This is a genomic window from Janibacter endophyticus (genome assembly GCF_016888335.1).
Classification (GTDB): Bacteria; Actinomycetota; Actinomycetes; order Actinomycetales; family Dermatophilaceae; genus Marihabitans; species Marihabitans endophyticum.
In genome coordinates this window covers 903,563-924,785 of record NZ_JAFEJG010000004.1, presented here as the reverse complement: position 1 = coordinate 924,785, position 21,223 = coordinate 903,563, and the positions used below count along the sequence as shown (strand labels likewise).

17 protein-coding genes, 1 tRNA gene and 1 other annotated feature are annotated in these 21,223 nt (G+C 71.9%); of the genes, 5 read left to right on the top strand and 13 right to left on the bottom strand.

Annotated elements, in window-relative coordinates; translation table 11 throughout:
- Positions 1–2: 2 nt before the first annotated feature.
- The 7 genes from JNO54_RS04480 to rsmI all read right to left on the bottom strand — a co-directional run bounded on the left by JNO54_RS04480 (position 3) and on the right by rsmI (position 6,098).
- Entirely contained in the window at positions 3–284 is a 282-nt protein-coding gene (locus tag JNO54_RS04480) for a DUF4229 domain-containing protein (RefSeq protein WP_204142813.1), read from the bottom strand.
- Entirely contained in the window at positions 284–1,312 is a 1,029-nt protein-coding gene (gene ccsB, locus JNO54_RS04475) for a c-type cytochrome biogenesis protein CcsB (RefSeq protein ID WP_204142812.1), read from the bottom strand. Before ccsB ends, JNO54_RS04480 begins: the two co-directional genes overlap by 1 nt.
- An 11-nt stretch (positions 1,313–1,323) precedes the next feature.
- Positions 1,324–2,907, bottom strand: coding sequence for a cytochrome c biogenesis protein ResB (resB, locus tag JNO54_RS04470; RefSeq protein WP_307818060.1), 1,584 nt, complete (start codon positions 2,905–2,907; stop codon positions 1,324–1,326).
- Positions 2,904–3,653 carry a cytochrome c biogenesis CcdA family protein gene (locus JNO54_RS04465; protein ID WP_204142811.1) on the bottom strand — a complete coding sequence of 250 codons (750 nt, stop codon included), beginning with the start codon at positions 3,651–3,653 and terminating at the stop codon, positions 2,904–2,906. The genes resB and JNO54_RS04465 overlap by 4 nt, the downstream gene beginning before the upstream one ends.
- A gap of 7 nt (positions 3,654–3,660) precedes the next feature.
- The gene (locus tag JNO54_RS04460) at positions 3,661–4,269 is read right to left on the bottom strand and encodes a TlpA family protein disulfide reductase (protein ID WP_204142810.1); all 609 of its coding nucleotides are present in this window, start codon (positions 4,267–4,269) and stop codon (positions 3,661–3,663) included.
- A 6-nt stretch (positions 4,270–4,275) separates the two neighbouring features.
- Complete coding sequence (locus JNO54_RS04455; RefSeq protein WP_204142809.1) at positions 4,276–5,106, bottom strand: histidine phosphatase family protein; 831 nt, start codon at positions 5,104–5,106, stop codon at positions 4,276–4,278.
- Between the two features lie 155 nt (positions 5,107–5,261).
- Positions 5,262–6,098 carry a 16S rRNA (cytidine(1402)-2'-O)-methyltransferase gene (gene rsmI / locus JNO54_RS04450; protein ID WP_204142808.1) on the bottom strand — a complete coding sequence of 279 codons (837 nt, stop codon included), beginning with the start codon at positions 6,096–6,098 and terminating at the stop codon, positions 5,262–5,264.
- Positions 6,099–6,126: 28 nt separating this feature from the next.
- Between rsmI and JNO54_RS04445 the strand changes: the two genes are divergently transcribed.
- From JNO54_RS04445 to JNO54_RS04435, 3 genes are all read left to right on the top strand, one after another.
- Complete coding sequence (locus tag JNO54_RS04445; protein ID WP_204142807.1) at positions 6,127–7,719, top strand: dolichyl-phosphate-mannose--protein mannosyltransferase; 1,593 nt, start codon at positions 6,127–6,129, stop codon at positions 7,717–7,719.
- Between the two features lie 67 nt (positions 7,720–7,786).
- On the top strand, positions 7,787–11,344 hold the full coding sequence (locus tag JNO54_RS04440; protein WP_204142806.1) for a TM0106 family RecB-like putative nuclease: 3,558 nt from the start codon (positions 7,787–7,789) through the stop codon (positions 11,342–11,344).
- Between the two features lie 32 nt (positions 11,345–11,376).
- Positions 11,377–12,555 carry a YibE/F family protein gene (locus JNO54_RS04435; RefSeq protein ID WP_204142805.1) on the top strand — a complete coding sequence of 393 codons (1,179 nt, stop codon included), beginning with the start codon at positions 11,377–11,379 and terminating at the stop codon, positions 12,553–12,555.
- Positions 12,556–13,050: 495 nt separating this feature from the next.
- Positions 13,051–13,174, bottom strand: a sequence feature (AL1L pseudoknot).
- On the opposite strand, the gene JNO54_RS04430 is transcribed toward JNO54_RS04435, so the two are convergent.
- Positions 13,146–13,343 (bottom strand): hypothetical protein, encoded by a 198-nt coding sequence (locus tag JNO54_RS04430; protein ID WP_204142804.1) that lies wholly within the window; start codon positions 13,341–13,343, stop codon positions 13,146–13,148. It overlaps the preceding feature by 29 nt.
- A 57-nt stretch (positions 13,344–13,400) precedes the next feature.
- Positions 13,401–13,473: transfer RNA gene (locus JNO54_RS04425), tRNA-Ala, on the bottom strand.
- 118 nt (positions 13,474–13,591) lie between these two features.
- Between JNO54_RS04425 and JNO54_RS04420 the strand changes: the two genes are divergently transcribed.
- On the top strand, positions 13,592–14,797 hold the full coding sequence (locus tag JNO54_RS04420; protein WP_204142803.1) for an AI-2E family transporter: 1,206 nt from the start codon (positions 13,592–13,594) through the stop codon (positions 14,795–14,797).
- Between the two features lie 180 nt (positions 14,798–14,977).
- Here JNO54_RS04420 and JNO54_RS04415 read toward each other — a convergent pair whose 3' ends face one another.
- From JNO54_RS04415 to JNO54_RS04405, 3 genes are all read right to left on the bottom strand, one after another.
- Positions 14,978–15,913, bottom strand: coding sequence for a SepX/GlpR family protein (locus JNO54_RS04415; RefSeq protein WP_204142802.1), 936 nt, complete (start codon positions 15,911–15,913; stop codon positions 14,978–14,980).
- A gap of 92 nt (positions 15,914–16,005) precedes the next feature.
- On the bottom strand, positions 16,006–16,656 hold the full coding sequence (locus JNO54_RS04410; protein ID WP_307818059.1) for a GNAT family N-acetyltransferase: 651 nt from the start codon (positions 16,654–16,656) through the stop codon (positions 16,006–16,008).
- Positions 16,653–18,047, bottom strand: a complete 1,395-nt coding sequence (locus tag JNO54_RS04405) for a UTP--glucose-1-phosphate uridylyltransferase (RefSeq protein ID WP_204142801.1) — start codon at positions 18,045–18,047, stop codon at positions 16,653–16,655. The genes JNO54_RS04410 and JNO54_RS04405 overlap by 4 nt, the downstream gene beginning before the upstream one ends.
- Before the next feature lie 23 nt (positions 18,048–18,070).
- Between JNO54_RS04405 and JNO54_RS04400 the strand changes: the two genes are divergently transcribed.
- Positions 18,071–18,646: a 5-formyltetrahydrofolate cyclo-ligase gene (locus JNO54_RS04400; RefSeq protein ID WP_233703177.1), complete on the top strand. Its 576-nt coding sequence runs from the start codon at positions 18,071–18,073 to the stop codon at positions 18,644–18,646.
- Here the strand turns inward: JNO54_RS04400 and JNO54_RS04395 are convergent.
- On the bottom strand, positions 18,621–21,215 hold the full coding sequence (locus JNO54_RS04395; RefSeq protein WP_307818058.1) for a penicillin acylase family protein: 2,595 nt from the start codon (positions 21,213–21,215) through the stop codon (positions 18,621–18,623). The genes JNO54_RS04400 and JNO54_RS04395 overlap by 26 nt on opposite strands.
- Between the last annotated feature and the right edge of the window lie 8 nt (positions 21,216–21,223).

The window sequence follows — 21,223 nt, the reverse complement described above, 5'->3', positions numbered from 1 at the left end:
GCTCAGCGGAAGCTCTCGTCCTCGGCGGCCTCGTCGGACTGCTGGGCGCGCTGCTCCTCGCGCTGGGACGCTTTGCGCTGCAGGCGAGCCGACTGACGCTCCTCGATGGAGCGCACCGCGTCGTCGCGGAAGGGGCGCAGGACGAAGAACGAGATGATCATCGACAGCAGCGCCGCACCGACGACGAGCCAGGGCTGCTCGTTGCGGTCACGCAGCCCGACGAGCCACAGCGCCGCGAGGCAGGCGAAGAAGATCAGCAGGCGCAGCAGCGAGTAGCGCAGCATCAGCCGACGCCCGCGTAGCTGTGCTGACCGACGAAGTAGAAGTTGACGATCGTGTAGTTGATGACGATGCAGGCGAAACCGGCGATCGCGATCCACGCGACGGTGCGGCGGTTGGCGTTCCTCGTCACGCGGGCGTGCAGGTAGGCGGCGTAGACCACCCAGATGACGAAGGTCCATACCTCCTTGGGGTCCCAGTTCCAGTACGAGCTCCACGCCTGACGGGCCCAGACGGCACCCGTGATGAGGGCGAAGGTCCACAGCGGGAACGCGACGACGTGCATCCCGTAGGAGAGACGCTCGAGCTGCGGGGCCGCGGGCAGCTTGGCCCAGAACGACCGCGCGGAGGCACGGTCACGGACGAGGAAGAGCGCGGCGAGGACACCACCGACGATCGACAGGCCCGTCGCGAGCACCGCCGCCGAGACGTGGATGACGAGCCAGTAGGAGTCCAGGCTCGGCACGAGCTCGGCGGCCTCGGTGTACCAGAGCGTGCCGGCGACCCACAGGAGCAGCGAGATCGGGGCGAGCACGAAGAGCCCGAGCCAGTGCATCCCCTTGCGCAGCGGCCCGAGGCAGAAGATGAGCATCGCGACGGCGGAGCCGGCGACGGAGAACTCGAAGATGTTGCCCAGCGGGGCGCGCTCGACGGACAGGCCGCGCAGGAGGACCGAGACGACGAGCAGGCCGGTGCCGAGCCAGGCGAGCGCACCGCCGATGCCGGCGCCCTTGCGCGCCTTCTCGGGGTCGCCCTGGGGCGAAGGGGTGTCGCTCGCGGCGTCGACCTCGGGAGCCTCCGCCGGGGCGACGGTGGTCGTGCCCCCGCCTCCGGTCAGCGCGGCGACCCGCTCGGCGCGCGCCTGGGCACGGGCCGTCGCGGCCTCGTCCTCGTCGGCGAGCGCGGCCTCGCGCTCGGCGGCGGGGACCGCCCCGGCGAGGTAGACCGCGTAGGCGATCATCGCGAGGGTGAGCACCCCGACGGCGGAGTACAGGGCGTAGTTGGCGTACGTGGCCAGCGCTTCGTTCGTCATGTCGTCCTCGATCATCCCACCCGGGGCTGGGTGCCGTCACCGGTGTCTGCGTGCTGCTCGCTCAGGTCGTCGGCGATGCCGGCGACGATCCGGCCCAGCCCGTCGTCGTCCCCCTTCGCCATCCCGCCGACGTGGAGGACCGACAGGCCCTCCCCGGCCGGCCGGACCCGCACGAAGACGCGGCGGCGGCGGATCGTCAGCGAGGCGATGAGGCCGAGCAGCGCGACGAGCGAGGAGGCGAGGACGAGGCCCTGGCCGGGGTCGTGGCGCACGGCGAAGCCGGCGAAGCGGTCGACCCGGTCGAAGGTAATCGTCCCGCGGTCGCCGGGCAGCTCGGCGGTCTCGCCGGGGCGCAGCCAGAGCCGGGCGACGTCCTCGCTGCCGTCGTCGGGGCCGACGGCGGTCATCGACTCGGTGTCGATGGTGAAGACCGACTGGGCGCCGCCCTCGGGGTAGAGCTCGCCCTCGTAGAGGCTCATCGCCAGGGCCGGGTGGCGCAGGTCGGGGAAGATCGAGATGGGACCGTTGACCTCGTCGATGACGGCGGTCGGCAGGAAGAGCCCGACGAAGCCGAGCTGCTCGGGCTCGGCGGCGCCGATCTTGATCGCGCCGGTCGATCGGTACGTGCCGTCCTGCGCGAGGAAGGGCGTGGCGCCGCGGTAGAGGGTCTCGCCCTGGTCGTCCTTGACGGTGACGAAGGGGGCGTAACCGTTGCCGAGGAGGAAGACGGTGGCGTCGTCGAGCTCGAGCGGGTGGTTGACGGCGACCCGGCCGGGCTGGTGCTCGCCGCCGAGGCGCTCGGCGTAGGTGACGCTCGCCGAGAAGGCGCGCGGCATGCCGAGCTGGGACTGGTGGTCCTCCTCGAAGCGTGCCGTCATCTCCTCGACGGTCAGCTCGAAGGGGGTGAGGTCGGCGGCGTCGACGAGCGGCCCGGGCGCCCACGTGTCGTAGCGCGTCACGGTGCTCACGAAGGACTCGCCCTCGGGGACGACGATGTCGGCCCGCCACCCGTAGAGGTGCCCGATGGCCAGGCCGACGATGAGGGTCACCAGGGAGCCGTGGAAGGCGAGGTTGCCGACCTCCTTGAGGTATCCCCCTTCGGCCGAGACGGTCTCGTCGTCGTGGCGGGCGACGCGATACCGCTTGCGGCGTAGTGCCCTCGCGGCGCTGTCGAGGGCCGCGGGGACGTCCTCATCGCGGACGACGAGGGCGTCGTGGACCTCGAGCCGCTCGAGCCGGCGAGGGGTCCGGGGCGGCTGGCCGCGCAGCTGCCGGGCGAGGATGATCGTGCGCGGGACGATGCACCCGATGAGCGAGGTGAAGAGCAACAGGTAGATCGCCGAGAACCACGGCGAGGAGTAGACGTCGAAGGCGTAGAAGCGGTCCAGGATCGGCCCGGCGTCGGGGTGGCGCTGGATCCAGTCGGCGGTGCGCGAGGGGTCGAGCGAACGCTGGGGGAACATCGAGCCGGGCACGGCGCCGATGGCGAGGAGGAGCAGCAGGAAGAGGGCGGTCTTCATGCTCGTCAGCTGACGCCAGGCCCAGCGGGCCCAGCCCACGAGACCGAGCGTGGGCTGCGTCACCGAGGTGCTCACAGGATCACCTCGAAGCCGCGGATCCAGCGGGCCTGCATCCACACGGTGATGTCGTCCCACCAGCCGGTGACGAGCAGGACGCCCACGGCGAGCAGGAGCAGCCCGCCGATGACCTGGATGGTCCGCAAGCGTCGCCGCAGCCAGGTGGAGACCGAGCCCCACCGCTCGTAGGCGCCGGCGATGAGGACGAAGGGGAGCCCGAGGCCGAGGCAGTAGGCGACGGCGAGGATGACGGCCCGGGTGGTCGACGCGTCCCCCGCGACGGAGAGGGCCAGGACCGCGGCGAGCGTCGGCCCGACGCAGGGTATCCAACCGAAGCCGAAGACGGCCCCGAGGACCGGGGCACCGGCGAGCCCGGTCGCGGGCCGGACCGGCAGGCGCAGCGTCCGCTCGCTCGCCCGGCCGCCGAGGCCGAGGAAGACCAGGGCCATGACGATGACGACCACCCCGCCGACGCGGGTCAGCAGCTCGCGGTTCTCGACGAGCGCGCGGCCGGCGGTGGCGACGAACATCGCGCTGAGCACGAAGACGACGGTGAACCCCGCGACGAAGAGCAGCGCCCCGAGCATCATCCGGCGCGGCGAGCGCTTGTCCAGGTCGACGTCGGACAGCCCGGTCACGTAGCCGAGGTAGCCCGGCACGAGCGGGATGACGCACGGGCTCGCGAAGGAGACCAGGCCCGCGAGGGCCGCGACGAGGGTGGCGAGGGGCAAGGCGCCGTCGACGACGGTCCCACCGGGGTTCACGCGCGGATCACTCCTTCGCTCCCCCTTCGGCCAGGACGTCGTCGACGAGGCCTGCGAGAGTCGCCTCGGTCGTGGCCCCCTGGACGCTCGCCGCGATGCGGCCCTCGATGTCAAGGATCGCGGTGGACGGCTGGCTCGCGAGGACGCCCTGCATCGCGATGGCGGAGGTACCCGTCTTGTCGAAGATCGAGGGCCAGGTGAATCCCCATGCCTTGGACTGCGCCAGGCCGGTCTCCTTGCTCGGCTCGCGGTAGTCGATGCCGACGAGCTCGACCGGCTTGCCCTCGTACTTCTCGGCGAGCGCGACGAGGTGCGGCGCCTCGGCCTCGCACGGGCCGCACCAGCTGGCCCAGAGGTTGACGACGACGACCTTGCCCCGCATGTCCGCCAGCGCCAGGGTGCCTCCGTCGAGGGTCTCGCCGCTCAGGGTCACCGGCTCCTTGCGGTCCTCGGGGGCGACCGCGACGATCGAGCCGTCGCCCGCGACGTAGCCGGCGTCGGGGTTGGCCTTGGCCTGCTCGGCGACCGAGTTGGGGTCGCTGCATGCGGCCGCCCCGAGGGCCAGGGCGGCGGCGGTGAGGGCGCCGGCGAGCCGGCGGGTGGTGCGGGTCGTCATCGCGCGTCAGGCTCCCGGCAGCTTCTCGGCCTGCGGGTAGAGGTGGGCGACCGGCTCGTTGTAGCTCACGGACTCGAGCTCGTCACCACGGTAGGTGAGGGTCGTCAGCGAGGCGAGGTTGCACTGGCGGCGGCGAGGGTCGTGCCAGAGGTTGCGGCCCTCCATCGCGCTGCGGATCGTCCAGATCGGCAGCTGGTGGCTGACGATGAGCACCTCGCGGCCGCGGGCGTGGTCGCGGGCGTCCTCGATGGCCTCGGTCATCCGCTTGGCGATGGCCTTGTACGACTCGCCCCAGGTGGGCTTGGTGGGGTCGCGCATCCACCACCAGCGGCGCGGGTCGAGCAGGAGCCGCTTGCGGAAGCGACGGCCCTCGAACTTGTTGCCTGCCTCGATGACCCGGGGGTCGACGACGGCCTCGAGGCCGTGCCGCTCGAGCGTCGGGGCAGCGGTCTCGGCGGTGCGCACGAGCGGGCTGTGGACGATCAGGGCGAGGTCGCGGTCGGCGAGGTGGTCGGCGACGATGCGGGCCATCTCGTGGCCGAGGTCGGAGAGGTGGTAGCCGGGGAGGCGGCCGTAGAGGATCTTCTCGGGGTTGTAGACCTCGCCGTGGCGCAGGAGGTGGACGACGGTGCGCTCGTCGCCGCCGCGCCCGGCGCGGTGACCCTCGGCGGCGCCGGCGGCGGCCTCTGCGGCGGCGCCCTCGGCGGCCTCCGGGGACTCCTTGGCGAGCGGGACGTCGGTACCCGACTCAGGGGTGGGGTCGTCGTCGAGCCCGTCGACGAAGGGGGTCTCGAGGGGCTCGGGCGTCTCGTCCGTCGGGTCGGCGGGCTGCGTCATGGCCCGGATTGTCGCAGATGGACCTGTGTGTCCCCCACCACCCTTGCGTCCGCCACCGTGGGCCAGGGGAACCCACTGTGGCGGACGCGACGAAGGGGGACCGCGTTGCGTCCGTCACCGTGGGCCGGGGGATCCCACCGTGGCGGACGCAAGGGTCAGGGCGAAGGGGGTGAGGTCAGGCCGGAGTCGTAGAGGGCCTTCTTGCTCAGGCCGGTCTCGGCGGCCACCTGGGCGGCGGCCTCCTTGCGGCGGACGCCGGAGGCGACGAGCTCGGCCACCCGGGCGGAGGCCTCCTCGAGCGTCATGACGCCCACGCCCGACGGCAGGCCCGACACGACGACGGTGATCTCGCCCCGCGCCCCCTCGACGGCCCACTCCGCGAGCTCGGCGAGGCCACCCCTTCGGACCTCCTCGTAGGTCTTCGTCAGTTCCCGGCACACAGCGGCCGGCCGGTCCGGCCCGAAGACCTCCGCCATCGCCGACAGCGCCGTCGCCAGCCGGTGCGGCGCCTCGAAGAAGACCATCGTCCGGCGCTCGTGGGCCAGCTCCTCGAGGACCCGACGCCGCTCGCCGTCCTTGCGGGGCAGGAAGCCCTCGAAGCAGAAGCGGTCGACCGGCAGGCCCGACACCGCGAGCGCCATGAGGACCGCGCTCGGGCCGGGCACGCAGGTCACCGGCAGGTCCGCGTCGACGCACGCCCGGACCACCCGGTAGCCCGGGTCCGAGACCGAAGGCATCCCGGCGTCCGTGACGAGGACGACGCTCTCCCCCTTCGCCACGGCCTCGACGAGGTCCGCGGTGCGCGCCGCCTCGTTGTGCTCGTGGTAGCTGAGCACCCGACCGGTCGGGGTCACGTCGAGCGCCGCGCACAGGCGGCGCAGCCGGCGAGTGTCCTCGGCGGCGACGACCTCGGCGCTCGCGAGCACCTCGGCGAGGCGCGGCGCGGCGTCCCGGGGGTCACCGATGGGGGTCGCGGCGAGGATCAGGGGCATGGGGTCAGTCTCGCCTACGATGCGAGCCATGGATCGCGTCGACTCCGTCGCGGGTCGGCCCGCGCTGCTGCGCGCGCGACTCCTCGGCCGCCTCCCCACGTGGGACTCGCGCCGCGAGCGGCTCCTCGGCTGGTGGGGGCCCCTGACCTTCGCGATCCTCGGGGGCATCCTGCGCTTCTGGCGGCTCGACCGTCCGCACCAGCTGGTCTTCGACGAGACGTACTACGTCAAGCAGGGCGTCTCGATGCTCGAGTACGGCACCGAGATGCGGTGGAAGGGCGAGGGCGAGAAGGTCGACCCGCTCTTCACCCACGGCACCCTCGACGTCTTCAAGACCACCGAGGGCGACATGGTCGTCCACCCGCCGGTCGGCAAGTGGGTCATCGCGTTCGGCGAGTGGGTCTTCGGGGCGACGAGCTCGTGGGGGTGGCGCTTCTCGGTGGCGCTGCTCGGGACGATCTCGATCGTCATGATCGGGCGGATCGCGCGGCGGCTCTTCGCGAGCAGCTTCCTCGGGACGGCGGCGGCCTTCCTCACGGCGTTCGAGGGGCACCACTTCGTGCACTCGCGCACCGCGCTGCTCGACATCATCCTCATGTTCTTCGCGCTCGCGGCCTTCGGGGCGCTGCTCGTCGACCGTGACTGGTACCGAGAGCGGCTGGCTCACGTCGTCGGGTCGGCGCCGCCGGGCACGCGCTGGCGCTACGGGCCGGTGATCTGGTGGCGGCCGTGGCGGCTCGTCGCGGCGCTCATGCTGGGGCTCGCGACCGGCACGAAGTGGTCGGGCCTGTACTTCTTCGCCGCCTTCGGGCTGATGACTCTCTTCTGGGACATCGGTGCCCGGCGCGCGGTGGGCGTGCGGCACTGGTTCGCGGGCGCGGTGCTCAAGGACGGGCTGCTCGCCTTCGTGTCGATGACCGCGGTGATCCTCGTGACCTATCTCGCGAGCTTCGTCGGGTGGTTCCGCAGCGAGCACGGCTACGCCCGGCACTGGGCCGCCGAGCATCCGGACGAAGGGGTGACCTGGCTGCCCGAGGCGCTCCGCTCGCTCCTGCAGTACCACCAGGAGATCCTGCACTTCCACAACGGGCTGACCTCGCCGCACAGCTACGAGTCCAACCCGTGGTCGTGGTCGATCCAGTCGCGTCCGACGTCCTTCTTCTACGAGACGAAGGGGGTCGACGACGTCGGCTGCGGGATCGAGAAGTGCAGCAAGGCGATCAGCTCCCTCGGGACGGTGTCGGTCTGGTGGGTGGCGACGGCGGCGCTCTTCGTCCTCCTCGTTGCGTGGGCGATGCGGCGGGACTGGCGGGCCGGGGCGATCCTCGCCGGCCTGGCCGGCGGCTGGCTGCCGTGGTTCTTCATCCAGCACCGGACGATCTTCACCTTCTACACGATCTCCTTCCAGCCGTGGATCGTGCTCGCGGTGGTCTACCTGCTCGCGCTGCTCGTGCCGCCCGCGGGGGCGACGCGGCGGCGGCGACAGGTCGGGTACGTCGTCATCGGCTGCTACTTGCTCGTGGTGCTCGCGAACTTCGCCTTCTACTGGCCGGTCTACACCGCCCAGGTCATCCCGTACGAGCAGTGGCAGTGGCGCATGTGGTTCCCCAGCTGGGTCTAGCTGCTCCCTGAGGTGCGAGCGCCGGCGAGCCTCGAAGGGTGTCGGCTCTGCCTCGTAGGGTCTGGGCATGTTCTTCCCCGAGCCCGGTGGGCGCGCCGTCATCTCCCCGAGCGACCTGCGGGCCGCGTCGACGTGCGAGCTGGCGCTGCTCACCGAGATGGACGTCCGGCTCGGACGGACGCCCCGCGGGGAGGTCGTCGAGGACCCGATGCTGCAGCGGGCCGCCCAGCTCGGCGAGGAGCACGAGCAGCGGGTGCTCGCCGCGCTCGAGGCCGCCCACCCTGGGCGCGTGCACCGCGTCGAGGTGCGCGAGCGCTCCCTCGCCGGGTGGGCGGACGCCCACGCCGACACGGTTGCGGCGCTCTCCTCCGACGCCGAGGTGATCTACCAGGCGGTGCTGCTCGGCGACCGATTCCTCGGGCTCGCCGACTTCCTCGTCCGTGACGAGGCCGGTCGGTGGCTCGTCTGCGACACGAAGCTCGCCCGCCGCGAGAGCGTCCCCGCTCTCCTCCAGGTCGCCGCCTACGCGGACGTGCTCGCCGCGACCGGCGCCGAGGTCGCTCCGGTCGCCCGGCTGATCCTCGGCGACGGCGACGAGCGCGACGTGGCCCTGGCCGACGTCGTCCCGGTGATGCGGGCGCGGCTGGCGCGCCTGCGGCACGTCCTCGACACCCACCAGGACGAAGGGGGTCCGGTCGTCTGGGGCGACGGCCGCTGGATCGCGTGCCTGCGCTGCGAGACCTGCCAGGAGCACCTCGAGGCGAGCGACGACGTGCTGCTCGTCGCGGGCGTGCACACCGGCCAGCGGCAGCACCTCCTCGACGCCGGGGTCGCGACCGTGGCCGACCTCGCGGCCCGCACGGAGCCGGTCGACGGTCTGAGCGACGAGCGGCTGGCCCGCGTGCGGGCCCAGGCCCGCCTGCAGATCAAGGCCGCCGAGGACGCGGCGGCAGCCGCTGCCGACCCGAGCTCGGGCAGCGGACCCCCCTTCGTCCACCACGAGGTCCACTCCCCCGACGTCCTCGCGACGATCCCGGCACCGAGCCCGGGTGACATCTTCTTCGACTTCGAGGGCGACCCGATGTGGGCCGAGCCGGGGTCGGCGGACTGGGGGCTGGAGTACCTCTTCGGCTGCCTCGAGGCTCCGGTGGAGGAGTGCGGCGAGGGCCGCTTCGTCCCGTTCTGGGCGCACGACCGCGCGCAGGAGCGGCAGGCGCTCATCGACTTCATCGCCTACGTCAAGGAGCGGCGGGCGCGGTGGCCCGACCTGCACATCTACCACTACGCCGACTACGAGCGCTCAGCGCTGCTGCGCCTGGCTGCCCGGCACGGGGTGTGCGAGGAAGACGTCGACGACCTGCTCCGCGACGGGGTCCTCGTCGACCTCTACACGGTGGTGCGCGGGGCGATCCGGGTCTCGCAGCGCTCCTACAGCATCAAGAAGCTCGAGCCCCTCTACATGGGCGACCGGCTCCGCAACCAGGACGGCGTGACCGGCGGCGCCGACTCGATCGTCGTCTACCACGAGTACACGAGCGCTCTCCTCGACGGACGAGACACCGACGCCCGAGACCTCATCGAGGACATCCGGGACTACAACGAGTACGACTGTCTCTCGACGCTCGGGCTGCGCGACTGGCTGCTCGAGCGCGCCGCCGAGCACGGCATCGTCCCCCAGCCGCTCACCGAGCCCGAGGTCAGCGCGCACGAGCCGCACCCGACCGAGGTCGCGCTGCGCGACCTGCTCGGAGCCGTGGCCGGGCACGAGCGCGACGACGACCAGTGGGCGCTCGCCCTCATGGCTGCGGCCGTCCAGTACAACCGGCGGGAGCACAAGCCCTTCTGGTGGCAGCACTTCGACCGGCTGCGCAACCCCGTCGACGAGTGGACCTCGGGGACGGACGTCTTCCACGTCGCCGAGGCCGAGGCGACCACCGACTGGTCCAAGGAGGGACGGCAGCGCAGCCTGCGCCGGCACGTCCGGCTCACCGGGAGCTTCCCGGCCGGGACCCGGGTGGGACCGGGCACGTCGCTGTACGCGCTCTACGGGGCGCCACCCCCGGCCGGGCTCGAGGTGGCTGGTGTGGCGCGGGGGCTCACCGGTGTCACGGTGCGCGAGGTCGAGCCGCACGACGACGGCGCGATGACGCTCCTCATCGAGGAGACGCTGAAGAAGGACGTCGAGGAGTACTCCGACCTGCCCATCGCGCTCACCCCCGGCAGCCCGCCGGCGACCCGCTCGATCGACGAGGCGCTCGAGGAGCTCGCAGCCTCGGTCCTCGGCGCGTGCGAGACGCAGGGGTCCACCGACCGACCGGTCTGCATCCCCGAGCAGCCTGCCCTCGACCTGCTGGCGCGACGCACGCCACGCCTCGTCGGGGACGCCCCGCTGCCTGCGCTGACCGGCGCCGGCGACTCGATCGCCGTCCTGACCGAGGCCGTCCGGCGACTGGACCGCTCCTACCTCGCCGTCCAGGGCCCGCCGGGCACCGGCAAGACCTATGTCGGGTCCCGGGTCATCGCCGCCCTGGTCACGGAGCACGGCTGGCGGGTCGGTGTCGTCGCCCAGGGGCATGCCGCGATCGAGAACGTCCTCGACGCCGTCGTCAAGGCAGGCGTCGACCCGGCCTGGGTCGGCAAGGCGGCGAAGGGGGACTCCCCCGCCTGGACCGCGCTCGCCCGGGCGGACGACCTCGCAGGCTTCGCCGCGGCGGCAGATGAGGCGGGGCACGGCTACGTCATCGGCGGCACCGCGTGGGACCTCACCAACACCAAGCGCGTGCAGCGCGGACAGCTCGACCTCGTCGTCGTCGATGAGGCGGGGCAGTTCGCGCTCGCCCCGACGCTGGCCGCCTCGGTGGCCGCCGACCGCCTGCTCCTGCTCGGCGACCCCCAGCAGCTGCCGCAGGTCAGCCAGGGCAGCCACCCCGATCCGGTGCACCTCTCGGCGCTCGGGTGGCTGCTCGACGGAGCCGCGACGATCCCGGCAGAGCTCGGCTACTTCCTCGGCGTGACCTGGCGGATGCACCCCGAGCTCACCCAGATCGCCTCCCGCCTGTCCTACGACGGCGAGCTCGTGGCGCAGGAAGAGGTGACGACCGCCCGGTCGCTCGAGGGGGTCGAGCCGGGACTCCACCTGCGCACCGTCGAGCACCAGGGTCGGACGACCGACTCCCCCGAGGAGGCCGCGGCCGTCGTCGACCTCGTCCGCGACCTCGCCGGTCGCACCTGGACTGCGCCGGACGAGGAGGACGCCGCCGACGGCCGACCCCTTCGTCCCGAGGACGTCCTCGTCGTCACCGCCTACAACCACCAGGTCGGCACGGTCCGTCGCGCGCTGGCGGCCGCCGGGCTGCCCGAGGTCCGGGTCGGCACGGTCGACAGCTTCCAGGGGCAGGAGGCGCCGGTCGTCATCCTGTCGATGTCCGCGAGCTCGACCCACGACATCTCCCGGGGCGTCGACTTCCTGCTCAGCCGCAACCGGCTCAACGTGTCGGTCTCCCGCGGCCAGCACGCCGCCTTCGTCGTCATGTCGCCCCGGCTCACCGAGGCAGCACCCCGCTCGACGAGCGAGCTCGTCGCGCTCGGCGCCTTCCTCGGGATGCTCGAGGGTGCCGTCTCGTAGAGTCCAGCGACGGCATCTCAGGGAGGTAGACGATGGGCGGCAGGCATGCTCATGGGCCGAGCGACGGCACGCGGACCTCGCCGCGCGCGCTGAGCGCGGTCGCCGCGCTCCTCCTCGTCGCGGTGCTCGCAATGGTGTGGCTGTGGCCCGACGGCGCGCCACCCAGCGTGGTCCAGCAGGGCACCCAGGTCGACGGCGTCGTCGCTGCCGTCGACGAGCAGCCCTGCCCGGAGGCTCCCGCGTCGGACCCGGCCACGGCATCGACCCAGCCGACCGTGTGCGGCACCGCGCAGGTCCGGCTCACCGACGGACCCGATGAGGGCCGCACCATCACGACAGCGCTGCCCTCCGGAGTCGGCGCGCCCGTCCTGGAGACCGGCGACGCGGTCGTGCTGATCCACTCCCCCGGCAGCAACCCCGAGCTCGAGTACGGGGTGATCGACCACCAGCGCAGCACCCAGCTGTGGGTCCTCCTCGCCGCCTTCGCGCTCTCGGTGATCGCCTTCGGCAGGTGGCGTGGCCTGAGCGCGCTCGTCGGTCTCGCCTTCACCTTCGCCGTCCTCGTCGCCTTCGTCGTGCCGGCGATCCTCGACGGCAAGCCGCCCCTGGCCGTGGCCATCATCGGCTGCGCCGTCATCGTGCTCGTCGTCCTCTACCTCACCCACGGCTTCGGACGGACGACGACCGTCGCACTCATCGGCACCCTCGTGAGTCTCGTGCTCACCGGGCTGCTCTCCGCGCTCGCCGTCACGGCGATGCAGCTCACCGGCGCGAGCGACGAGAGCTCGTTCATGGTCGGTCAGACCCATGGGGTCGACGTCAGGGGGCTGCTCCTCGCGAGCATCCTCATCGGCTCGCTCGGCGTCCTCGACGACGTCACCATCACCCAGTCGGTCACGGTGGAGGAGCTCGCCGCCGCCAGCCCCACCGCCGACGCGTGGGCGATCTACCGCGCGGCCACCCGCATCGGCCGCGCCCACATCGCGTCCGTCATCAACACGATCGTGCTCGCCTACGCCGGAGCCTCGCTGCCCATCCTCGTGCTGATCCTCGCCCTCGACGACCCGATCGGCGACATCCTCACCGACCAGCTCATCGCCACCGAGATCGTCCGCAGCGCCGTCGGGACGATGGGTCTCATCGCGGCCGTCCCCGTGACGACAGCGGCCGCGGCCTGGCTGTACCGAGGCCGGGCCGCCCAGCGCGCCTGAGCACGACGAAGGCCCGGACCGAGAGGTCCGGGCCTTCGCCATCGGTGGAGCTGAGGGTGTCGAACCCCGGACCTCTCATCGCGAGAGCCCGCTCCACGCCTCGGTGATTGTCGTTGAACCTCGACGGCCATCCGCCGAACTGCATCAATGCCGCCGTCGATGTCGCTCGTAGCGTCGCGAGTATCCGCGAGCTCGGGTGACCTCGGAGTTCCTCTGAGGGTCCAGAGGCGCATAAGTGGCGAATCTGCCCCACAGCGGCACCGTTCCCGACGGACACACCTGACGGTCAGTGCAGCTCCGACCCCTCCCGCAGGAGGAGCGACCGCACGCGCTTCGTCGCGAAGGGGGACTGCTGAAGATCTGGTTGTCACTTCCGGTGTTGTTTCAGGCCGCGCCCATGTTCTCCTCGTGCAGCGCGGCTAGGCGTTCGTCGATGACGGCCTCACGTACCGCCCTGGCCGAGGGCGGTCGTACCTTGCGGGCGTAGTACGAACTCGGGGCGATCTGGACCCCGGTCCCGGCCAAGGTGGTGCAGATCGGCTCGACCCCGTGTTCGTCGCGGTGATCGTCGATGAACGCATCGAGGTCCTTCAGCGGCGGTCGAGCTCCGCCTCCTGCGCCACGGCGGCCGCCTGCACCACATCGGACTCGGACGCGCCTGGAACGGCACCCCCGTCCTGCTCCTGATCCAAGACCTTGAGATCACCGCCATCCACGCCGAAACCGGCGAACTCATCCGCGAGCTCACCCTCGACCCCACCAAGGACTACCAACCCCAGAAACGACAAGACCCGAACCCTCAATGAGGGTTCGGGTCTTGCAGATGTCGTGAGACATCACAAGGGTGGAGCTGAGGGGATTCGAACCCCTGACCTTCTCATTGCGAACGAGACGCGCTACCAACTGCGCCACAGCCCCAGGCGACGGACACGATAACACCAGGGGAGCCCCCTCTCCCAAACGGATGCGCTCACGCAGCGGCTACCCTCGCGACAGCAGGGCTCGACCGCGGCCCTGACGACCAGGCAGGACGTTCATGAGTCGCGATGACGACGCACGCACGCTCGACGAGGACGTCGCCGACGTCGACCGGCTCAACGTCCCGCCGACCATCCGCGCCGCGAGCGAGTGGGTCTGGCGGCTGCTGCTCATCGCGGTCGGGATCATCGCGCTCTTCAAGCTCGTCAACGTCCTCGCGCAGGTCACCTACCCGGTGATCATCGCGGTGCTGCTCGCCGCGCTCCTCCAGCCCGTCTTCGACCGGCTCAACCGCGTCATGCCCCGGGGTGCCGCCGCCGGCATCACGGTGCTCGGCACCCTCGCGGTCCTCGTCGGGCTCGTGAGCTTCGTCGTCAACCAGCTCACCGGGCAGATGGGCGACCTCGTCGGCCAGGTCGGCCAGGGTGTGGAGCAGATGCGCACCTGGGTGCTCGAGACCTTCAACCTCTCCCAGGGTGAACTGAGCAGCTACCTCGACGACGCCCGCAAGAACCTCGGCGAAGGGGGTGGCCTGGGGGAGCGGGCGGCCCAGGCCGGTTTCACGGCCGGTCACGTGCTCGCCGGTGCGGCGATCGCGCTCTTCGCCCTCTTCTTCTTCCTCTTCGACGGCCCGGCGATCTGGGCGTGGGTCGTCCGGCTCTTCCCGCGGGGCGTCCGCTCGCGGGTCGTCTCCGGCGGCGAGATCGCCTGGAGCCAGCTGCAGGCCTTCACCCGCGCGACGATCCTCGTGGCCGGGGTGGATGCGCTCGGTATCGGGCTCGGAGCCTTCGCGCTCGGCGTCCCCTTCGCCTCCGGCATCGCCCTCATCGTCTTCATCGGTGCCTTCGTCCCCGTCGTCGGGGCGCTCGTCTCCGGCTTCGTCGCGGTCGTGCTCGCCCTCGTCGCCAAGGGACCGCTCATGGCGCTCGCGATGCTCGGCGTCGTCCTGCTCGTCCAGCAGATCGAGTCGCACCTGCTCCAGCCGCTGCTCCTCGGCCGGGCAGTCCGGGTCCACCCGCTCGCGGTGATCCTCGCGATCGCGGCCGGCATCATCGTCGGCGGGGTCTTCGGTGCCCTGGTCGCCGTGCCGCTCGTCGCGGTGCTCAACGCGGTCGGGCACCACCTGCTCGACCCGGACCCCCCGGACGTCGACTCGACCGACGACATGCTGACCCCGGCCGAGCAGGTCGAGGTGGACGCCGAGGTCGAGGAGAGCGAGCAGCGGGCCGAGATCCAGCCCGGCGAGTCCCCCTACGACTCCTGACGCCTCGCTCCTCCCCTCCCCGCCCCTCCCTCCCCTCCCCTTTTTCGCACGAGCCAAGGCTCGTGCGCCGTGCTGGTCACGCCTGACCCCGCACGAGCCAAGGCTCGTGCGGGGTCTGGAAGCGGTATAGCCGGGTAGGAGCCTTGGCTCGTGCGAAGGGGTGGGGCCGGGTGGGTCGGGTCAGCCGCCGACGACGCGGCGGGGGGCGACGACGTCGTCCTCGATCGCGTCGAGGACCTGCGGCACGTCGGCCGGGGCCTGCGTCGGCGCCGGGCGGGTGCCGGCGCGAGCCTTCATCGTGTACGTCGGGCGCGGGACCGGTACCGGCTTCCAGGTGCCGGCACGCTCGTCGGGTGCCACCTCGGCGACCGGCTGGGCCGGGACCGGCTCGGCCTCGACGACCGGCTCGTCCGCGACGTCGAAGGGGGCGTCCGTCACCGTCACGACGCTGTCGTCGACGAGATCGCCGGTGACGCGCGGCGGGGCGCAGAGGTCATCGGCGACCTCGTGGTCGTCGACGTCGGCGCGGGCGGGCCGGGCGGCCTGACGGGCGACGGGCGCCTGTCGGCGGACCGGAGCCGACGCCTCGCGGGCCCGCCGGCGGGCGAGGTGCTCCTCGCGCCGGGTGGCCTCTGCGGCCTTGACGTCCTGGCGCAGCCAGCCGAAGGAGCCGAGGAATCCGAGCAGCAGCAGGCCGGGCACCAGCCAGGGCAGCGGGCCGAGTGCAGCGACGAGCACGGAGAGCGGCAGGAGCACGAGGTGGCCGAGGAAGGCCAGGCCACGGACCTTGCGCGGTGCGTCGACGACGGCGGAGACGATGCTCGGTCGGCCCTCGCTGGGGTGGGCGACGGGCTCGGGCACGGTGACCTCCGGTGCGGCGACGCCGCGCTTGACGACCACCTGCGGGCTGGCGGCTCGGGTAGGTGAGACGGCATAGGAGCGGGCCGGCTCGGCGGTCTGGCTCAGCCGGTGCGAGTCGAGGACGCGCATCGCCGCCGAGAAGCGGTCGACCGAGCGGATCGTCGCGAGGTGGTCGCGGCGGCGAACCCAGTACTGCACCAGATAGGCAGCCCAGATCGCCACGACGACGACGAAGATCAGGCTGCTCGACTGCACGCGGCCAGACTATGGAGCGCAGATGCCCTTCCTGGTCAGGCGAATCGGTGTGTCGCGGATGTTGCCTGCCGGGATCGGTGTGACTGATGTGATCAGGACGTCAGGCGGCCCATGAGGCCACCCTCGCCGACCTCCTCGGCGAGCACGGCGAAGGACCGGTGGTCGCGCCAGTCGCCGTCGATGTGCAGGTACCGGGACCGGGAACCCTCGTCGCGCATGCCGAGCTTGCGCACCACGGCGAGCGAGGCGTGGTTCTCGGGCCGGACGTTGATCTCGATGCGGTGCAGACCGAGCTCGCCGAGCACGTGGTCGCCCGCGAGCGCGACCGCCGTGGGCGTGAACCCCCGCCCCGCGACCTCCTCGATCACCCAGTAGCCCATCGTGCAGGACCGGAAGGACCCCCGGATGATGCTGCTGACGTTGAGCTGACCGACGATCCGGTCCTCGTGCTCGATGACGAAGGGCAGGGCGCTGCCCGCCGTGGCCTCGGCCTCGAGACGGCTCCGGTACTGCCGGAAGTCGAGCGCGACGGGCCGCGCCAGGGGTGATGTGGCGTCCCACGGACGCAGCCACGCGGCGTTGTCCGCGCGTGCCCGGAGGAACTCCTCCTCGTCCGAGCGGCGGAGCGGGCGGAGCCTGACCGACTCGCCGCCCACGGTGCGTCCGGAGAGCTCGACCGGCCACCTCCCGCGCTCGGCGGCAGGGTCCCGCCGGTCGAGCAGGAGGCGAAGGGGGAGCCTCACGTCAGCTCGTGGCGTCCCTCGAGCCGCGTGCCGTCGGGCACCGAGGCGACGCCGTCCGCCACGACCTCGACGTCACCGACGCACGAGACGTCCGAGCCGAAGGTCACCTCTCCGCTCACGGCGAGCGAGGAGCACCCGGCGAGCGACGGCGAGCCGTGCGGCAGGAGCCGGTCGAAGTCGGCGATCAGCTGGTAGTGGTCGTCGAGGTCGATCGCCGGGTCGCGCCCCTCCCCCACCCGGCGGACGAGCGAGTCGTCGTCGAGCTCGAAGAGGTCGCTGCGCAGCAGGAGCAGCTCGTTGGTCGTCTTCACCGGGCGGAAGCGCGTGCGCGGCACCCGGATCGCCTGGCTGCCCTCGAAACGCTCGATCGCCGTGCCCATCGCGGACTCGATCTGGATGACCTTCGTCGAGGACCTGTCGGTCGGGTCGACGGTCTTGCGGTTGATGACGATCGGCAGGCCGAGCACCCCGCCGGTGCTCTCGAGCCGCTCGGCGAGCGCGTCGACGCTCACCCAGAGGTTGTTCGTGTGGAACCACTGGTGGCGCTGGTTGTCCTGGAAGTAGTGGTCCTCGCCCTCGAGGACCATCGCGGTGTCGCGCAGGATGAGCCGCCCGTCCTCACGCCGGATCGCGAGGTGGCCGCCCTTGCGGTCGTTGGCGGTCCGCTCGGTGACCTCGGCGGCGTAAGGGATCCCCTCGCGCAGCAGCCAGGCGGCGATGTCGGGGTCGCAGCTCGCGCCGAGGTTGTCGGCGTTGGAGAGGAAGATGTAGCGGATCCCCTGCTCCTGCATCTGGGTGAGGATCCCCGACGCGGCGAGCGAGACGTAGACGTCCCCGTGCCCCGGCGGGCACCACTCGAGGCTGGGGTCCGTGGGCCACTCGACGGGGCTGAGGTCCTCGGCGTCGAGCTTGGGCTCGGCGCTCTGCAGGAAGTCGAGCGGCAGCGACTGGTCGCGCAGCTCCGGATAGGCCTCGAGCAGCTCGAGCGAGACCTCCCGGGTGCGGAAGGAGTTCATCAGCACGAGCGGCGGCCGCACGCCGTAACGCTCACCGAGGGCGACGACCTGGCGGGCGATGACGTCGAGGAAGGTCAGTCCCTCGAGCGCGACGAGAGCCGTCTTGGGCCCCGACATCCCCATGCTCGTCCCGAGCCCGCCGTTGAGCTTGACGATCGCGACCTGGCCGAGCGCCGCCCGCCGCTCCTCGTCGGAGACGTCGAGGTCGGAGAGCTCCGGCAGGTCACCCATCGGCTCGATGCTGTCCTCGGGGATCGTCCCCTGGGCACCCTCGGCGAGCTGTCGCCAGTACGACTCGAAGACCGACACCGCGCGCTCGTCGACCCCGCGCTCGCGCATCTTGCTCAGTGCCTTGTCCAGCGCGTCCTGGTTCATGCCGCCAGCCTACGATGCAGGGCATGACCGGCACGGAGAGCAAGCAGGGGGTCCGCGCCACGTTGCGCGCACGTCGCCGCGAGATCGCCGGCAGTCGAGACATCGGTGCCGACGACGACGCGCTCGCGGCCCTCGCCCTCGAGCTCGCGGCCGCCGCCCGACCGGTCGCCGGCGCCGACGGTCCGCTCGTCGCCCTGAGCTACGAGTCGCTGCCCCACGAGCCCCCGACGGCCGCCCTCAACACCGCCCTGAGAGCCGCCGGTTGGCAGGTGCTCGTGCCGATCACGCTCCCGGACCTCGATCTCGACTGGTGCGATCTCGCCGACGCCGACCGCACTCCCCTGGGCACCGCGGCCCCCGCCCGCGCCGACCTCGCGCTGATCCCCGGGCTGGCCGTCGACCACCACGGCACCCGGCTCGGTCAGGGCGGCGGCTGCTACGACCGTGTCCTGCCGCGCCTGCGCCCGGGCACCCCGGTCGCCGTCCTGCTCCACCCCGGCGAGCACACGAGCGCGACCCTGCCCCGCGAGCCGCACGACCAGCCGGTCTCGACCGTCCTCACCGCCGAGGGAGTCACTCCTTCGTCGGCTCGAGGGTGAGCTCCTCCCCCTTCGCCTCCTGCACCGCGCCCTGGCTGAACGGCCACGGGAAGGTCTCTCCGCGCGACCACGCCTCGGCCTGGTCGGTGTAGTGCGGGCTGTACGGGCGGCCGCTCTGGCCGGTCTGGTTGACCCAGCGGGAGGCGTCGAGATCACCGAGGTCCACGAGCATCCGCATCGACGGCGCGGCCGTGACCTCGAAGCCCGTGGACGCGTTCCACGACGTCGCGTTGACGATCGAGGAGCCGCCGGGCATCTCGTAGCCGCCGCGGTTGAAGATCGCGCGCACCAGTGACGGGACGCCCTCCCCGCCGAGCACCTGGTGCTCGAAGTCTGCGGTGTGCAGCGCCCCCCACTCCCAGTCGGCGATGTCCTTGCCGATGGTGCGGGTCAGGTCGAGGCGCGCGTCGACGAGCGCTCGGCGCAGGATCTCGTCGCGGCCCTCGACGAGGCCCGGGGTGCCGCGGTCGTCCCACCAGCCGGAGCGCGGCTTCTCGAGCAGCCGGGTCACCGACGCCATCTGGGCCGAGCTGCCGCTGGCCTGCAGGTCGCTCGGCAGGTCGTCGTTGAAGGTGAGCCGCACGATCTGCGACCACACCGCGTTGTAGTACGCGGCCGCAGCCCCGTTGGCGCCGCGACCCGCCGGCTGGGTGTAGTCCCAGCTCCGCAGGAGGTCGCGCGCCTCCTCGATGAAGGGGTCGTCGAGGTCGACGGCGAGCAGGTAGGGGACGAGGACCTGCGCGAACTCGTTGCGGGTGTCGTCCTGGATCCGCAGCATCTTCTCCGGGGTGACCTTGTCCTCGCTCGTCAGCAGGTCGAGGATGCGCTGCGCCCGGTAGCCGTAGTCCCAGTCCGAGGTGAGCCGCGGCGTGCGCCGAGGGGTGACCATCTGGTTGGCCGTGACGATGATGCCGTCGTCCGGGTTGAGCACCCACGGCAGGTCCTCGAAGGGGACGAACCCCTGCCAGTCGTAGCGGCTGTCCCAGCCCGGGGCGGGCTGCTGGCCGGGGACACCCTCGCCGATCTGCGCGCGGACCGGGACTGCGCCGGGTGCCTGGTAGCCGATGTTGCCGTTGATGTCGGCGTAGATGAGGTTCTGGCTCGGGACGGCGAAGGAGCTCGCGGCCTCCCGGAAGTCGGCGAAGCTCGCGGCGGTGTTGAGCTCGAAGATCGCGTCCGCGGTGGTCGCCGGGGTCAGCGCGGTCCAGGCGAGCGAGACCGCGTGGGTCTTGACGGAGTCGGGGTCGTCACCGGCGTCGGCGACCCCGTCGAGGACGTCGGAGATGATCGGCCCGTGGACCGTCGAGCGCACGGTGAGCTCGACGTCATCGCCGCCGGCGACCTTGAGGATCTCGCGGCGGGTGGTCAGCGGGACCTGCTTGCCGTCACGCCGGTAACGTCCGGCCTCGTCGTCGACGTCCTCGAGGTAGAGGTCGGTGACGTCCGGACCGAGATTGGTGAAGCCCCACGCGATGTCGGCGTTGTGGCCGATGACGACGCCCGGCAGCCCGGCGAAGGAGTAACCGCTCACCTCGAGCGGGCACTGCTCGGTGACCTCGCGGCAGTGCAGCCCTACCTGGTACCAGATGCCGGGGACGGAGATCCCGAGGTGCGGGTCGTTGGCGAGCAACGGCATGCCGGTCGAGGACTTGTCGCCGGAGACGACCCACGAGTTCGACCCGATGCCCTCGCCGTGGCCGAGGAGCTCGGGGATGGCGTCGAAGGCCCTCTGGGCCGAGGCGAGGACCGTCGCGACGTCCTCGGTCGGGTCTGCTGCGCCCTTCACGCTGGCGGGTTCGGCGGTCACGGTCTCCCGGGACTCCCCCTTCGTCCCGGTGGCGCCGGGGCGCTCGACCGGCCACTCGTCGGCCGACAGGATCGGCTGGTGGCTCTCCGTGTCGTACGGCGGGTAGAGGTCGGCGAGCATCGTCTCGGGGACGACATCGGCGAGCCGGGCGCGGGTCAGCTCCTCCGTGTAGTTGCCGCGGAGGTCCCAGGCCATCGCCTTGAGCCAGGCGAGGGAGTCGACCGCCGACCACTGCTCGACCCGGTAGTCGTTGTTCTGCTGGCCGAGGATCGTGTACTCGAGCGCCATGTCGCCGGGCTCGCCACGCCGGTCGATCCACGCGTTGACCCCGTCCGCGTAGGCCTGCAGCGCGTGACGGGTGCTGGGCTTGAGCATCGGCAGCTCGGCCTCCGCGACACGGCGCCAGCCCATGGTGCGGATGACCTTGTCGGTCTCGAGGCCGGGCTCGCCGACCATCTCCGAGAGCCGTCCGGCGGTGATGTGCCGACGCAGGTCCATCTCGAAGAAGCGGTCCTGCGCGTGGACGAAGCCCTGGGCCCGCATGAGGTCGTCGAGGGTGTCGGCGTAGATGTTCGGCACCCCACGCTCGTCCCGGATCACGGTGACCGGGGCACTCAGCCCATCGACATCGAGGGTGCCGTCGGTCGTCGGCATGGTGCGCTGCACCTGGTTCCACGCGATGCCCCCGAGGGCGACGGCGAGGACGACGACAAGGGCGAGGACCGCGAGAGTGACGCGTCGGAGCGTGGCAGGCGTTGGCACCCTGCGAG

Coding starts and splice junctions, on each gene's coding strand:
- JNO54_RS04435 (WP_204142805.1), top strand. CDS start 11,377: ATGGGCGGCAGGCATGCTCATGGGCCGAGCGACGGCACGCGGACCTCG.
- ccsB (WP_204142812.1), bottom strand. CDS start 1,312: ATGACGAACGAAGCGCTGGCCACGTACGCCAACTACGCCCTGTACTCC.
- JNO54_RS04440 (WP_204142806.1), top strand. CDS start 7,787: ATGTTCTTCCCCGAGCCCGGTGGGCGCGCCGTCATCTCCCCGAGCGAC.
- rsmI (WP_204142808.1), bottom strand. CDS start 6,098: ATGCCCCTGATCCTCGCCGCGACCCCCATCGGTGACCCCCGGGACGCC.
- JNO54_RS04460 (WP_204142810.1), bottom strand. CDS start 4,269: ATGACGACCCGCACCACCCGCCGGCTCGCCGGCGCCCTCACCGCCGCC.
- JNO54_RS04455 (WP_204142809.1), bottom strand. CDS start 5,106: ATGACGCAGCCCGCCGACCCGACGGACGAGACGCCCGAGCCCCTCGAG.
- JNO54_RS04405 (WP_204142801.1), bottom strand. CDS start 18,047: ATGAACCAGGACGCGCTGGACAAGGCACTGAGCAAGATGCGCGAGCGC.
- JNO54_RS04420 (WP_204142803.1), top strand. CDS start 13,592: ATGAGTCGCGATGACGACGCACGCACGCTCGACGAGGACGTCGCCGAC.
- JNO54_RS04445 (WP_204142807.1), top strand. CDS start 6,127: ATGGATCGCGTCGACTCCGTCGCGGGTCGGCCCGCGCTGCTGCGCGCG.
- JNO54_RS04480 (WP_204142813.1), bottom strand. CDS start 284: ATGCTGCGCTACTCGCTGCTGCGCCTGCTGATCTTCTTCGCCTGCCTC.
- JNO54_RS04400 (WP_233703177.1), top strand. CDS start 18,071: ATGACCGGCACGGAGAGCAAGCAGGGGGTCCGCGCCACGTTGCGCGCA.